Origin of the sequence: Cellulomonas fimi, assembly GCF_028527925.1 — a bacterium.
GTDB classification, from domain to species: Bacteria; Actinomycetota; Actinomycetes; order Actinomycetales; family Cellulomonadaceae; genus Cellulomonas; species Cellulomonas fimi_C.
This window is the reverse complement of record NZ_JAPESW010000016.1, coordinates 51,807-64,927: the sequence shown is the minus strand read 5'-3', so window position 1 is coordinate 64,927 and position 13,121 is coordinate 51,807. Positions and strand designations below refer to the sequence as shown.

The 13,121-nt window shown below is 74.0% G+C and carries 13 protein-coding genes; 7 read left to right on the top strand and 6 right to left on the bottom strand.

Going from position 1 to position 13,121, the window contains the following annotated elements; genetic code table 11:
* The first annotated feature begins 26 nt into the window (after positions 1-26).
* From OMK64_RS09715 to OMK64_RS09700, 4 genes are read left to right on the top strand one after another with little or no spacing between them, the layout of a single operon-like run.
* Entirely contained in the window at positions 27-911 is an 885-nt protein-coding gene (locus OMK64_RS09715; protein ID WP_272727877.1) for an aminoglycoside phosphotransferase family protein, read from the top strand.
* Between the two features lie 35 nt (positions 912-946).
* Positions 947-1,843, top strand: coding sequence for an arginase family protein (locus tag OMK64_RS09710; protein WP_272727876.1), 897 nt, complete (start codon positions 947-949; stop codon positions 1,841-1,843).
* A 31-nt stretch (positions 1,844-1,874) separates the two neighbouring features.
* Positions 1,875-2,303 carry a DUF1801 domain-containing protein gene (locus OMK64_RS09705; RefSeq protein ID WP_272727875.1) on the top strand — a complete coding sequence of 143 codons (429 nt, stop codon included), beginning with the start codon at positions 1,875-1,877 and terminating at the stop codon, positions 2,301-2,303.
* Between the two features lie 32 nt (positions 2,304-2,335).
* Positions 2,336-3,055 (top strand): YqjF family protein, encoded by a 720-nt coding sequence (locus OMK64_RS09700; protein WP_272727874.1) that lies wholly within the window; start codon positions 2,336-2,338, stop codon positions 3,053-3,055.
* A 10-nt stretch (positions 3,056-3,065) separates the two neighbouring features.
* Here the strand turns inward: OMK64_RS09700 and OMK64_RS09695 are convergent, their stop codons facing one another.
* Positions 3,066-3,827 (bottom strand): MmyB family transcriptional regulator, encoded by a 762-nt coding sequence (locus tag OMK64_RS09695; RefSeq protein WP_272727873.1) that lies wholly within the window; start codon positions 3,825-3,827, stop codon positions 3,066-3,068.
* 129 nt (positions 3,828-3,956) lie between these two features.
* Here OMK64_RS09695 and OMK64_RS09690 point away from each other — a divergent pair, with 129 nt between their 5' ends.
* On the top strand, positions 3,957-4,406 hold the full coding sequence (locus OMK64_RS09690) for a hypothetical protein (protein ID WP_272727872.1): 450 nt from the start codon (positions 3,957-3,959) through the stop codon (positions 4,404-4,406).
* Here the strand turns inward: OMK64_RS09690 and OMK64_RS09685 are convergent.
* The 4 genes from OMK64_RS09685 to OMK64_RS09670 form a co-directional block, all read right to left on the bottom strand.
* Positions 4,399-7,206, bottom strand: coding sequence for an aconitate hydratase (locus tag OMK64_RS09685; RefSeq protein WP_272727871.1), 2,808 nt, complete (start codon positions 7,204-7,206; stop codon positions 4,399-4,401). The genes OMK64_RS09690 and OMK64_RS09685 overlap by 8 nt on opposite strands.
* A gap of 247 nt (positions 7,207-7,453) precedes the next feature.
* A complete protein-coding gene (locus tag OMK64_RS09680) occupies positions 7,454-7,633 on the bottom strand; it encodes a translation initiation factor 2 (RefSeq protein ID WP_272727870.1) in 180 nt (59 codons plus the stop codon).
* An 87-nt stretch (positions 7,634-7,720) separates the two neighbouring features.
* The gene (locus tag OMK64_RS09675; protein ID WP_272727869.1) at positions 7,721-8,983 is read right to left on the bottom strand and encodes a class I SAM-dependent RNA methyltransferase; all 1,263 of its coding nucleotides are present in this window, start codon (positions 8,981-8,983) and stop codon (positions 7,721-7,723) included.
* Positions 8,973-10,976 (bottom strand): APC family permease, encoded by a 2,004-nt coding sequence (locus OMK64_RS09670; RefSeq protein ID WP_272727867.1) that lies wholly within the window; start codon positions 10,974-10,976, stop codon positions 8,973-8,975. Before OMK64_RS09670 ends, OMK64_RS09675 begins: the two co-directional genes overlap by 11 nt.
* Positions 10,977-11,092: 116 nt before the next feature.
* Between OMK64_RS09670 and OMK64_RS09665 the strand changes: the two genes are divergently transcribed.
* Complete coding sequence (locus tag OMK64_RS09665; RefSeq protein ID WP_272727903.1) at positions 11,093-11,743, top strand: potassium channel family protein; 651 nt, start codon at positions 11,093-11,095, stop codon at positions 11,741-11,743.
* Complete coding sequence (locus tag OMK64_RS09660) at positions 11,740-12,414, top strand: potassium channel family protein (protein WP_272727866.1); 675 nt, start codon at positions 11,740-11,742, stop codon at positions 12,412-12,414. The genes OMK64_RS09665 and OMK64_RS09660 overlap by 4 nt, the downstream gene beginning before the upstream one ends.
* Here the strand turns inward: OMK64_RS09660 and OMK64_RS09655 are convergent.
* Complete coding sequence (locus OMK64_RS09655) at positions 12,347-13,120, bottom strand: DUF3159 domain-containing protein (RefSeq protein ID WP_272727865.1); 774 nt, start codon at positions 13,118-13,120, stop codon at positions 12,347-12,349. The genes OMK64_RS09660 and OMK64_RS09655 overlap by 68 nt on opposite strands.
* Position 13,121: the final 1 nt, after the last annotated feature.

Genomic DNA, 13,121 nt, shown 5'->3' with positions numbered 1-13,121 from the left:
TCGACGGTTGCCCGGAGAGGAGCACCGTGACCCACCCGGTTCCCGAGGTCGAGGTCGACGAGGCGCTGGTCCGCGCGCTGCTGCGCAGCCAGCACCCCGACCTCGCGGACCTGCCGCTGACGCCCGCCGGGACTGGCTGGGACAACGTCCTGTGGCGGCTCGGGGGCGACCTCGCGCTCCGGTTCCCGGTCCGGTCCGTGTCCGCACCTCTCGTCGCGCACGAGCAGCGCTGGCTGCCCGTCCTCGCGCCGACGCTCCCGGTCGCGACACCGGTGCCGGTGCGCGTCGGCGCGCCGGGCGACGGCTACCCGTGGGCGTGGAGCGTCGTGCCGTGGTTCCACGCCGACCCCGCGTGGCGCACACCCGTCGCCGACCGGACCGTGTGGGCGGCGGACCTCGCCGACGTGTTCGTCGCGCTGCACCGGCCCGCGCCGCCCGACGCCCCGGTCAACCCGTTCCGGGGCGTCCCGCTGTCCCCCGACGCGACCGCGCTCCGCGAACGGCTCGACCGGATCGCGCTCCCCGAGGCCGACCGGGTGCTCGACAGGCGCGCCGAGCTCGCCGCCGCACCTGCGTGGGAGGGGCCCCCGCTCTGGCTGCACGGCGACCCGCACCCCGCCAACCTGCTCGTCCGCGACGGGCGGCTGCACGCGCTGATCGACTTCGGCGACGTGACCTCGGGCGATCCCGCGTCGGACCTGGCCACCGCCTGGCTCACGTTCGACGCGGACGGCCGTCGCGCGTTCCGCGAGCGCGTCGACGCGGCGCGCGGCTGGGACGACGCGACGTGGCGACGCGCGCAGGCGTGGGCGCTGCACCTCGCGGTGGTCCTGCTCATGCACCCCGTCGACCACCCGCACCTGGCCCAGGTCGGCCGCCGCGCGCTCGACGAGGCGCTCGGCGACGGCTGACGGCCCTGTCGGTCCCGGTCCGTACGGTGGCGGGCATGACGACCGTGCCGCTCGGCCTCCTCGGCGTGCCGTCCAGCGCCGCCGCCCACGCCCCCGGCCTCGAGCGTGCCCCCGCGGCGCTGCGCGCGGCCGGGTTCGTCGACGCGCTCGCGGCCGCCGGCCGTGACGTCGTCGACCACGGCGACACGTCCGTCGCGCGGTGGCGTCACGACGCCCCGGCGCGCACGGTCCCGCACGACGTCGTGCGCGTCGCCGACGTCCTCCAGGAGGCGCGCGCCGCGGTGCTCGGCGTGCTCGCGGCGGGTCACGTGCCGCTCGTCCTGGGCGGCGAGTGCACCGTGACGCTCGCGGTCCTCGCGGCGGCGGCGGACGCCGGCCGCGACCTGGGCGTCGTCTACGTCGACGGCGGCCAGGACCTGCACCTGCCGACCGACCACCCCGACGAGCCGATCGCCGACTCGATGGGCGTCGCGCACGCGCTCGACCTGCCCGGAGCGCACGACACGCTCGCCGGGCTCGGCCCACGGCGGCCGCTCCTGACGCCCGACCGGCTCGCGTTCGTCGGTTACGCGGACGAGGAGGAGGACGTGCACGGGCTCGTACCCGCCGCGCGGTTCCCGGCCTCGGTGCTCGTCGTCGACCCGGTGGCGGTCGCCGACCGGGCCGTCCGCGTGGCCGGCCCCGACGGGTTCGTGGTGCACCTGGACGTGGACGTGCTCGACTTCCTCGCCCTACCGCTCGCCGACGTGCCGACCTACGGCCGCGGACTCACCCCGCCGGTGCTCGGCCGCCTGCTCCGGTCGCTCGTGCGGGCCGACGGCTTCGCTGGCCTCGTCGTGGTCGAGGCCAACCCCGACCGCGACGACGACGCGGGCACGCACCTGCGCACCCTCGTCGGTCTGCTCGCCGACGCACTCGCCGCGGAGCGGTGACCGACGGAGCGCGGACCGCGATACTGAGCCGATGGGCGACCAGCCGAAGACCGTCCCGACCGACGCGGACGTGCTCGCGTTCGTCGAGGGCGTCGAGCACCCCGTCCGCCGTCGGGACGCGCACCGCCTGCTGGAGGTGTACGGCCGCGTGACGGGTGCGGAGCCGCGCCTGTGGGGCCCGTCGATCATCGGCTACGGCAGCTACCACTACCGGTACGCGTCGGGCCGTGAGGGCGACGCGGCCGCCGCCGGCTTCTCGCCGCGCCGCACGTCGACGACGCTCTACCTGGCCGACGGCTTCGACGCGTACGCCGACCTGCTGGCCGCGCTCGGCCCGCACACCACGAGCGTCAGCTGCCTCTACCTCAAGGACCTCGACAGGGTCGACCTCGCGGTCCTCGAGGAGATCCTGCGGCGCTCGTGGTCCGTCACGACCGCGCCGGGGTTCGGCGAGGCGTAGGTCCGCGTGCGGCAGGTCGGCCGGGGACGACCGTGAGCGGGCGCGTCGCGGAGCACCGCGTGCCGGTCGCGACGAGCCTGCAGCGCTGGGACTCGCTCGCGTTCGTGCACTGGGCGTACCCGCCGGACGCGGTCGCCCGGCTGCTTCCCGACGGGCTCGTCGTCGACGTGCTCGACGGCCGCGCGTGGGTGGGTCTGACGCCCTTCGTCATGTGCGACGTGCGCCCGCCTGGTCTGCCACCGCTCGCGCTGTGGTCGCGGTTCGTCGAGGTCAACCTGCGCACGTACGTCCGGCACCCGGCGTCGGGGACGGACGGCATCTGGTTCTTCACGCTGCTGTGCCCGCGTCGGGCCGTCGTCGCGGGACTGCGGCAGCTCGGCCTGCCGTACGTCCACGCCGCGACCGGGTCGACGCACGAGCGCGGCGTCGGCGACCCCATGACATACCGCGCGACCTCGTTCCGCGGCGAGCTCATGGACGTGCGCCTCGAGGTCGGCGACGTGATCTCCAACCCCGACCCGTGGACCGTCGCGGTGACCGGTCGGTGGAACGCCTTCGCACGTCGTGGCCCGGTGCTCAGCCGCGTCCCCGTCGAGCACGAGCCGTGGCCGCTGCGCGAGGCGACGCTCACGGGCGTGCGCACGAACCTGTTGCACGCGTGCGGCCTGCCGGCACCGGCCGGTCCGCCGCACGTCTGCTGGTCGCCGGGCGTCGACGTCCGGATCGGGGTGCCGCGCCTGACGGTGCGGTGACCGCGCCGCATCACCGTCCGACGGCGACGGCGTCCGCGCCGGTGCACCGGGCGAGGCTCTCGAGCAGCGCGTGCGTCGCGGCGTCCGCCGGCATGAACGTCTCGACCGTGAGCTCAGCCGCGGCGGGGTCACCGGGGACGGCGAACCGCGTCGTCACCACCAGGAGCGACGCGTGTCCCGCGGGCGACGCGAGGACGAGCGGCACGGCCACGACAGGGCTGGGCAGGGGCACGGGGTCGAGGTCCGCCACGCGCCGCGCGAGTGCCGAGCCCGGGTAGCGCGCGGCCTGGTCGGCGGCACGTGCGACGAGCTCGGCCCACCACCGCTCGCGGCCGGGCGCGTCGCGGAAGGGACCCGTCGGGTCGGTCGCGATCTCGAGGGCGTCGCGGCCGACGAGCGTGACGCCCCCGCCCAGAAGCCGCAGCGCTGCACCGTTCTCGGCCACGACGCGCCAGTCGCGGTCGAGCGCGACGGCGGGCGCCGGCTCGTGGGCTCGCAGCACGCGGCGTACGGCCTCGGTGAGCACCGGCCCGGGAGGCGCGGGCCGGCCAGGCCCGGCCGCGAGGCCCGCCGCGCGGAGGAGGACGTCGAGGTCGTCGCCCACGACTCGCAGCGCCGCGGCGAGCGCGAGCACCATCGCCCGGCTCGGGACGGCGCGGCCGGTCTCCAGCCGCGACACGTGCCGGGTCGCGGTCCCCGCCTCCAGCGCGAGCGCCTCCTGGCTCAGCCCGCGGCGACGACGCCACGCGCGCAGCCGCTCACCGAAGTCCACGCGCGCGAACCTAGCGACCGCGCACGCGACTGACCAGGACCTCGCACGTCCTGGTGCCCGACGGCGCCGGCGCCCGACGCTCGTCGCGACCGCCCGCTCCGGGCGGCCCTCACGTTCTCGGGAGTCCCCGTGTCCCTGCTCCGCCGCGCGCTCGTCGCCGACGCCGCCCTGACGGCGCTGTCCGCCCCGTCCTTCGTCCTGCTCGCGCCGCAGGTGGCCGCGCTCACCCGGCTGCCCGCCGGCCTGGTCCGCGGCGCCGGTGCGTTCCTCGTCCTCTGGCTCGGCTGGTTCCTCGTCGTGCTGCGTCACGACCCGCCACGGCGCGCGCACGTCTCCGTGGTGCTCGTCGTCAACGTCCTGTGGACCGGCGCGGGCCTCGCGCTCGCGGCGGGCGCTGTCGGATCGCTCTCCGCCGCGGGCGTCGGCCTCGTGCTCGTGCAGGCCGCCGGGGTGTGCGGCCTGACCGTGGCGCAGGTCGCGGGGCTCCGCCGCGGGCGGGACGCGACGACGGGCCGCCTCCCACGGAGGGAGACGGCCCGTCGGTCGCCGGCGCCCGAGGCGCCCGCCCAGATCAGCTGACGAGCGACCGCAGCACGTACTGGAGGATGCCGCCGTTGCGGTAGTAGTCCGCCTCGCCGGGCGTGTCGATGCGCACGACCGCGTCGAACTCGACGACGCCGCCGTCGGCCTTCGTCGCGGTCACGTGCACGGTGCGAGGCGTGCGCCCCTCGTTGAGCTCGGTGACACCCGCGATGTCGAAGGTCTCCGTGCCGTCCAGGCCGAGGGAGTCGGCGTTCTCGCCCTCCGGGAACTGCAGCGGCAGGACGCCCATCCCGATGAGGTTCGAGCGGTGGATGCGCTCGAACGACTCGGTGATGACCGCGCGGACGCCGAGCAGGCGCGTGCCCTTGGCCGCCCAGTCGCGCGACGAGCCCGAGCCGTACTCCTTGCCGCCGAGGACGACGAGCGGGACGCCGGCCTCCTGGTAGGCGACCGACGCGTCGTAGATCGTCGTGTCCTCACCGGTGAGCAGGTTCTTGGTGAACCCGCCCTCCGTGCCGGGGACGAGCTGGTTGCGCAGGCGGATGTTCGCGAACGTGCCGCGGATCATGACCTCGTGGTTCCCGCGGCGCGAGCCGTAGGAGTTGAAGTCGCGACGCTCGACCCCGTGCTCCGCGAGGTAGACGCCCGCCGGGCTGTCCGCCTTGATCGAGCCCGCGGGGCTGATGTGGTCGGTCGTGACCGAGTCGCCGAGCTTGGCGAGCACGCGCGCGCCGGTGATGTCGGTGACGGGCTCCGGCGTCGCGCCCATGCCCTCGAAGTACGGGGGCTTGCGGACGTAGGTCGACTCGGCGTCCCACTCGAACGTGTTGCCCTCGGGCGTGGGCAGCGAGCGCCACCGCTCGTCGCCGGTGAACACGTCGGCGTAGTCCTCGGTGAACATCTGGCGGTCGATCGACGCGTCGATCGTGGCCTGCACGTCCTCCGGCGACGGCCAGATGTCCCGCAGGAACACCGGCTCGCCGGCCTCCGTCGTGCCGAGCGGCTCGTTCTCGAAGTCGAAGTCCATCGTCCCGGCGAGCGCGTAGGCGATGACGAGCGGCGGCGACGCGAGGTAGTTCATCTTCACGTCGGGGTTGATGCGGCCCTCGAAGTTGCGGTTGCCGGACAGCACCGAGACGACCGACAGGTCGTGCTCGTTGACCGTCGCGGAGACCTCGTCGGGCAGCGGGCCCGAGTTGCCGATGCACGTGGCGCAGCCGTAGCCGACCAGGTGGAAGCCGAGCTTCTCGAGCGCGGGCCACAGCCCCGCCTTCTCGTAGTAGTTCGTGACGACCTGCGAGCCGGGCGCCATCGACGTCTTGACCCACGGCTTGGCCGTGAGGCCCTTCTCGACCGCGTTCCGCGCGAGCAGCGCGGCGGCGAGCATGACGGACGGGTTCGACGTGTTGGTGCACGACGTGATCGACGCGATGACGACGTGCCCGTGGTCGAGCTCGGTCTGCGTCCCGTCGGCGAGCGTCACCGGCACGCGCTTGTGCGGGCGGCGTGCGGAGTCGCCGTGCAGCGCGCCGGCCGGCGCGTCGGACGAGTCCGTGTGCGCGCTGGCCGCGATCGGGTCGGACGCGGGGAACGTCTCCTCGACCGACTCGTCGAGACCGGTGAACGCGGCGGCCTCGTGCGGGTCGACGTAGTCGAGGATCGACGCGGCGAACGACTCCTTGGCCTCGGACAGCTCGATGCGGTCCTGCGGGCGCTTCGGTCCGGCGATCGACGGGACGACGGTCGACAGGTCGAGCTCGAGGTACTCGGAGTACTCGGGCTCGGTGTAGCCCTCGGCCGTCGGGTCGAGCCAGAGGCCCTGCTCCTTGGCGTACGCCTCGACGAGCGCGAGCTGCTCCTCGGAACGGCCGGTCAGGCGCAGGTAGTCGATCGTGACGCCGTCGATCGGGAAGATCGCGACGGTCGAGCCGAACTCGGGGCTCATGTTGCCGATCGTCGCGCGGTTCGCGAGCGGGACCGCGGCGACGCCGTCGCCGTAGAACTCGACGAACTTGCCGACGACGCCGTGCTGGCGCAGCTTCTGCGTGATCGTGAGGACGACGTCGGTCGCGGTCACGCCCGACGGGATCTGGCCCGTGAGCTTGAAGCCGACGACGCGCGGGATGAGCATCGACACCGGCTGGCCGAGCATGGCCGCCTCGGCCTCGATGCCGCCGACGCCCCAGCCCAGCACGCCCAGGCCGTTGACCATCGTCGTGTGCGAGTCGGTGCCGACGCACGTGTCGGGGTAGGCACGCCCGTCGCGCACCATGACGCCGCGCGCGAGGTACTCGATGTTGACCTGGTGCACGATGCCCGTGCCCGGCGGGACGACCTTGAAGTCGTCGAACGCCGTCTGGCCCCAGCGCAGGAACTGGTAGCGCTCACGGTTGCGCTGGTACTCGAGCTCGACGTTGCGCTCGAACGCGTCGGGCCGGCCCGCGACGTCGATCTGCACCGAGTGGTCGATGACCATCTCGGCGGGCGCGAGCGGGTTGATGCGGGACGGGTCACCGCCGAGCTCCGCGACGGCCTCGCGCATCGTGGCGAGGTCGACGACGCAGGGCACGCCCGTGAAGTCCTGCATGATCACGCGCGCCGGCGTGAACTGGATCTCGGTGTCGGGCTGGGCGTTCGGGTCCCACCCGGCGAGCGCGCGCACGTGGTCCGCGGTGATGTTCGCGCCGTCCTCGGTGCGGAGCAGGTTCTCCGCGAGGATCTTGAGGCTGAACGGCAGGCGCTCCAGACCGGGGACGGCCGCGAGGCGAAACACCTCGTACGAGGCGTCACCGACCTCGAGGGTTCCCTTCGATCCGAAGCTGTCGACGCTGCTCACGTGGTGCTCCTTCGCTGGGCGAGTCTGCCCGGGGATGGGGTCACCCAGGCGGCAGGACGGTGCGACCTCCCAGCCTACGGCGGCCGGGGTCGCGAACTATCTCGACATCAAGATACATGGTCGGGACGTCTGCGCGCACGTCCGTCCACACCCCGGGCGCGTCGCCGCCCGGCATGCCGCGGCCCCCGCCGGGCGACCGGCCGCGAGCCGGACGACGACGGGGGCCGACGGCCCGCGCACGGCGCGGTCAGCTCGTCCCGGCCGCCTTCTTCTTCTCGGCCTCGAGGGCGTCGAGCGCCTTGCGCTCCGCCTCGACCGCCCGCTCGTGCGCGCGCGGGTCGTAGTCGGGCGTGCCCTGCTTGTGCAGCTCCTGCGTCGCCAGCCGGCTCGCTTCCGCCAGGCGGTGCGCCGCGTCCTTCTCGGTCACGGGGTGCCTCCCTCCGCCGGGCCGCCGCGGTCCGGCTCCAGCACCACGCTAGCGCTGGTCAGCGCGACCGTCGCGGTGGCGGACGCCTCACCGCGACAGGACGGCGACGGCCTCGACGTGGTGCGTCATCGGGAACAAGTCGTAGCCCTGCACGTCGACGAGGCCGTACCCCGCACCGGCGAACAGCGCGACGTCGCGCGCGAGCGCGGCCGGGTCGCACGCCACGTAGACGACCCGCTCGGGGCGCAGGGCGGTGATCGCGTCGACGACCCGCCGGCCCGCACCCGTGCGCGGCGGGTCGAGGACGACCGCGTCGGCGTGCACGACGTCCGAGTCGGCGTCCTGCGTGCCCGCGAGGACGCGCGCGACGTCGCCCGCGTGCAGCTCGACGTTCGGCCGGTCGTGCACGTTACGGCGCGCGTCCCGTACCGCGCGCGCGTCACCCTCGACCGACACCACCTCGCCGTCGGCGACCGCGTCCGCGAGCGGGAGCGTGAACAGGCCCGCGCCCGCGTACAGGTCGAGCACGGTCGCGCCGGTCACGTCGCCCAGGCCGGACAGCACGGCGTCGACCAGCACGCCCGGAGCCTCGCGGTGCACCTGCCAGAAGCCGGCGGCCGCGACCCGGTAGGCGTACCCGACGTCGCCCCGGCGCACCTCCTCGCGCACCGACGCCCGCGCGTTCGGCCGCGGGTCGGGACGGCCGCGCGACAGGTCGAACGGCGCACCGTCGAGCAGCACGACCGGGGTGTCGCCGCCCGCCGGGGCGACCGCCTCGATGCGGGCGCCTGCCGGCCAGCGCCGGTCGAACAGGCCGAGGTCCTCGATCCGCTCGGTCGCGAGCGGCATCGCGTCGAGCGCGTGCACGTCGTGCGAGCGGTACCCGCGCATGCCGGCACGCCCGCGCGCGTCGGCCACGAGGTCGATCCGGGTCCGCCAGCGCAGACCGCCGCGCTCGTCGTCCCCGGGCGCCGCGTGCACGACCACGGGCCGCTCGTCGTGCGCGAGGCGCCGCAGCTGCTCCTCGAGCACCGCCTGCTTCCACGTCCGCTGCGCGGGCAGCGCGACGTGCGCGAGCTCCCCGCCGCCCACGCCCCCGGCGCCGGCCTCGGGCCAGGCGGACGCCACGCGGTCGGGCGAGGCCTCGAGCACCTCGACCGCGTCGGCGCGCCAGAACTTCGCGGTCTCCCCCGCGTCCGTGAGCCGCGCGCGCACGCGCTCGCCGGGCAGCGCGTGCCGCACGAACACGACCCGGCCCTCGTGGCGGGCGACGCAGTGCCCGCCGTGGGCGACCGGCCCGACCTCGACCTCGACGACCTCGCCGACGGTCTCGCTCGTCTCAGTAGCCACGCGGCACCGTCCCTCGCACCGGGTCCTCCAGACCTGTCTGACCCTCGGTCGACGCGAGCTGCCACGGCACCGACGCCACCACCACCCCGGGCGTGAACAGCAGCCGGCCCTTGAGCCGCAGCGCGCTCTGGTTGTGCAGCAGCTGCTCCCACCAGTGCCCGACGACGTACTCCGGGATGTAGACGACGACGAGGTCGCGCGGGCTCTCCCGCCGGATCGAGCGCACGTACGTCAGCACGGGCCGGGTGATCTCGCGGAACGGCGAGTCGAGGACGCGCAGCGGCACCGGCAGGTTCATCGACTCCCACTGCGCGCGCAGCGCCTCGACGTCCTCGGGGTCGACGCCGACGGTGACCGCCTCGAGCAGCTGCGGCCGCGACGCGCGCGCGTAGGCGAGCGCGCGCATCGTCGGGCGGTGCAGGTGCGAGACGAGCACGATCGCGTGGACGCGGCTCGGCAGCGCGCGGTGCGCGTCCGCGTCGTCACCGAGCGCGAGCTCGGCCCGCACGTGCTGGTAGTGCTTGTTGATGCCCTTCATGAGCACGTAGACCGCGACCATCGCGAGGATCGCGATCCACGCCCCGTGCGTGAACTTCGTGACCAGCACGATCACGAGGACCGTGCCCGTCATCGCCAGGCCGACCGTGTTGATGACCCGCGAGCGCTTCATCCGCGCGCGGACCGCCGGGTTGGGCTCGGTGCGCAGCTCGCGCGTCCAGTGCCGCACCATGCCCGTCTGGCTCACCGTGAAGGACACGAAGACGCCGACGATGTAGAGCTGGATGAGACGCGTGACCTCCGCGTCGAACGCCCAGATGAGCGCGATCGCCGCGGCCGCGAGCGTGACGATGCCGTTGGAGAACGCCAGCCGGTCGCCGCGCGTGTGCAGCTGACGCGGCAGGTACCCGTCGCGCGCCAGGATCGACCCGAGCACCGGGAACCCGTTGAACGCGGTGTTGGCCGCGAGCACGAGGATCAGGCCTGTCACCACGGACACCAGCACGAACATCACCGGGATGCCCTGGAACACCGAGTCCGCGAGCTGGCTGATGACGGGGTGCTGCACGTACTCGTCGCCGACCGGCACGCCGTCCTCCAGCAGCTGCACCGAGGGGTCCTCGGCGAACCGCACCTGCGTCGCCTGCGCGAGCAGCAGGATCGACATGATCATGACGATCGACAGCCCGCCGAGCAGCGCGAGCGTCGTCGCCGCGTTCTTGGACTTGGGCTTCTTGAACGCCGGGACGCCGTTGCTGATGGCCTCGACACCCGTCAGCGCCGCGCAGCCCGAGGCGAACGCACGCAGGATGAGGAAGAAGCCGGCCAGGCCCGCGAGCCCCTGGTCGAACCCGGCCTCGGGCGCGACGTCGAACCCCGCGCTCTCCGACAGCGGCAGCGTGCCGGAGAAGTAGCGGATCGCGCCGAACAGCGCGAGCGACCCGATCGCGAACATGAAGAGGTACACGGGGATCGCGAACGCGCTCCCGGACTCCTTGACGCCGCGCAGGTTCGCGATCGTCAGCAGCACGACGAGCCCGATCGCGAACGCGGCCTCGTGCCCGCGCAGCGGCGGGAAGGCGGTCGCGGCGTACTGCGCACCCGACGAGATCGACACCGCGACGGTGAGGACGTAGTCGACGAGCAGCGCGCTCGCGACGGTGACCCCCGCGTTCGGCCCCAGGTTGGTGTTCGCGACCTCGTAGTCGCCGCCGCCCGACGGGTACGCGTGGACGTTCTGCCGGTACGACGCGACCACCGTGATCATCACGACGACGACCGCGAGACCGACCCACGGCGAGATGACGAGCGCCGACAGCCCGGCCAGCGACAGCGTCAGCAGGATCTCGTCGGGCGCGTACGCCACCGAGGACAGGGCGTCCGACGCGAACACCGGCAGGGCGATCCGCTTCGGCAGGAGCGTGTGGCCGAGGCGGTCGCTCCGGACGGGGCGTCCGAGGACGAGTCGCTTGGCGGCATCCGCGAGATCCGACACGATGTCCGATGGTAGGCCCGGGGCGACCCCGCAGCACCATCCGCTGGTCCCGCAGGTCGTCGGCTCACCGGGACGGCGTCGCGGGTATAGCGTGACGCCCTGTGCACTTCGTGATCATGGGCTGCGGCCGCGTCGGCGCGTCGCTCGCGCAGTCGCTCGAGGACAACGGCCACTCGGTGGCCGTCATCGACCAGAACCCCGACGCCTTCCGGCGCCTCGACGCCGACTTCGGCGGCAACAAGGTCACCGGCATGGGCTTCGACCGCGACACGCTCACCCAGGCGGGCATCGAGGACGCGTTCGGCTTCGCCGCGGTGTCGGACGGTGACAACTCGAACATCCTCGCGGCGCGCGTCGTGCGCGAGACGTTCGGGATCGACAACGTCGTCGCCCGCATCTACGACCCGCACCGCGCCGAGATCTACCAGCGTCTCGGCATCCCGACGGTCGCGACGGTCCGCTGGACCGCGCACCAGGTGCTGCGTCGGCTGCTGCCGATGGGGGCGACGGACGAGTACCGCGACCCGTCCGGCCAGATCCAGCTCGCGCAGGTCGACGTGCACGCCGGCTGGATCGGTCGGCCGCTGCGCGTGCTCGAGGACGCCGCGGGCGTCCGCATCGCCTACCTCACCCGCTACGGCGACGGCGTGCTGCCGGCGCCCGACACCGTCCTGCAGGAGAACGACATCGTGCACGCGCTGTTCCGGGCCGACGACGCGGCCTTCGTCGAGCGGACCCTCACGCACGCCCCGGCGGTGACCGAGTGAGGGTCGTCATCGCCGGCGCGGGCTCGGTCGGCCGCTCGATCGCGCGCGAGCTCCTCGGGCACGACCACGAGGTCACCCTGATCGACCGGCAGCCGTCCGCGATGCGCGTCGCGCAGGTCGCCGACGCCGACTGGCTGCTCGCCGACGCGTGCGAGCTGCCGACGCTGCGCGAGGTGCGCGCGGACGAGTGCGACGTCGTGGTGGCCGCGACGGGCGACGACAAGGCCAACCTCGTCATCTCGCTGCTCGCGAAGACCGAGTTCGGCGTGCCGCGCACGGTCGCGCGCGTCAACAACCCGAAGAACGAGTGGATGTTCGACGAGGCGTGGGGTGTCGACGTCGCGGTGTCCACGCCGCGCATCATGACGGCGATGGTCGAGGAGGCCGTCACCGTCGGCGACCTCGTGCGGATCTTCACGTTCCACCAGTCGCGCGCGGACATCCTCGAGATCACGCTGCCCGACGACTCGCCGCTCGCGGGCGTGCGCGTGGGTCAGATCGACTGGCCCGCGGACACGGTCCTCGCGTGCATCGTGCGCGACGCGCGCCCGATCGCCCCCAGCCCGGACGACACCCTCGAGGGGCGCGACGAGCTGCTGTTCGTCACGGGTCGTGACGCGGACGAGAAGGCGCTCGACCTGCTCCTGACCCGCGGACCAGCAGCCAGCTGATCCAGAGGGCCAGCGCGAACAGCGGCACGCCCATGACCAGCTTCGCGGTGCCCAGCCACGCGACCTCGGCCGACAGGTAGAGGGGCACCTGCACGAGCAGGCGCAGCGCGAACACGAGCATGATGGGCCACGTCGCGAGCGTGTAGCGGCGCCGGAGCGCCTTGTCCTGCCGCCACGCGACGGCCGCTGACCAGGACCCGCCCGCGACGGGCCCGTCCTTCGCGAACAGTCCCGCGACGACGCCCACGAGCGGCCACCCGACGAGGACCGAGACAAGCGTCCCGACGAGGTACGCGACGTTGGTCCACAGCCCGTACGCGAAGTAGTCCTCCGCCTGGCCCGTGCGGATCGCCCAGAACACGCCGATGCCCACGCCGACGACGCCGGCGAAGGCCTGCGTGACCGGCGTGCGCTGCACGAGCCGGGCGACGACGGCCACGAGCGCGGCGGCGCCGGCGGCGATCAGCGCAGGCATCATCTGCTGCCCGGCCACCAGGTAGACGACGACGAACAGCAGGCCGGGCGCGACCGACTCCACGATCCCGCGGACGCCGCCCATCGCGTCGAGCGCGGAGAACTCGTCGGCCGTCACGGCCCGCAGACCGCGCGCGCTCCCGCCCTCCTCGGGCTGCACGACGTCGTCGACGACGTCGAGGGGTCGCTCCGCGGCGGCCGGGTCGGCGGCGTGCCGCGGTTCCTCCGTCACG

Bases quoted from the DNA above. Each gene is read 5' to 3' on its own strand.
- OMK64_RS09710 (WP_272727876.1), top strand. From the start codon at position 947: ATGACGACCGTGCCGCTCGGCCTCCTCGGCGTGCCGTCCAGCGCCGCC.
- OMK64_RS09705 (WP_272727875.1), top strand. From the start codon at position 1,875: ATGGGCGACCAGCCGAAGACCGTCCCGACCGACGCGGACGTGCTCGCG.
- OMK64_RS09665 (WP_272727903.1), top strand. From the start codon at position 11,093: ATGGGCTGCGGCCGCGTCGGCGCGTCGCTCGCGCAGTCGCTCGAGGAC.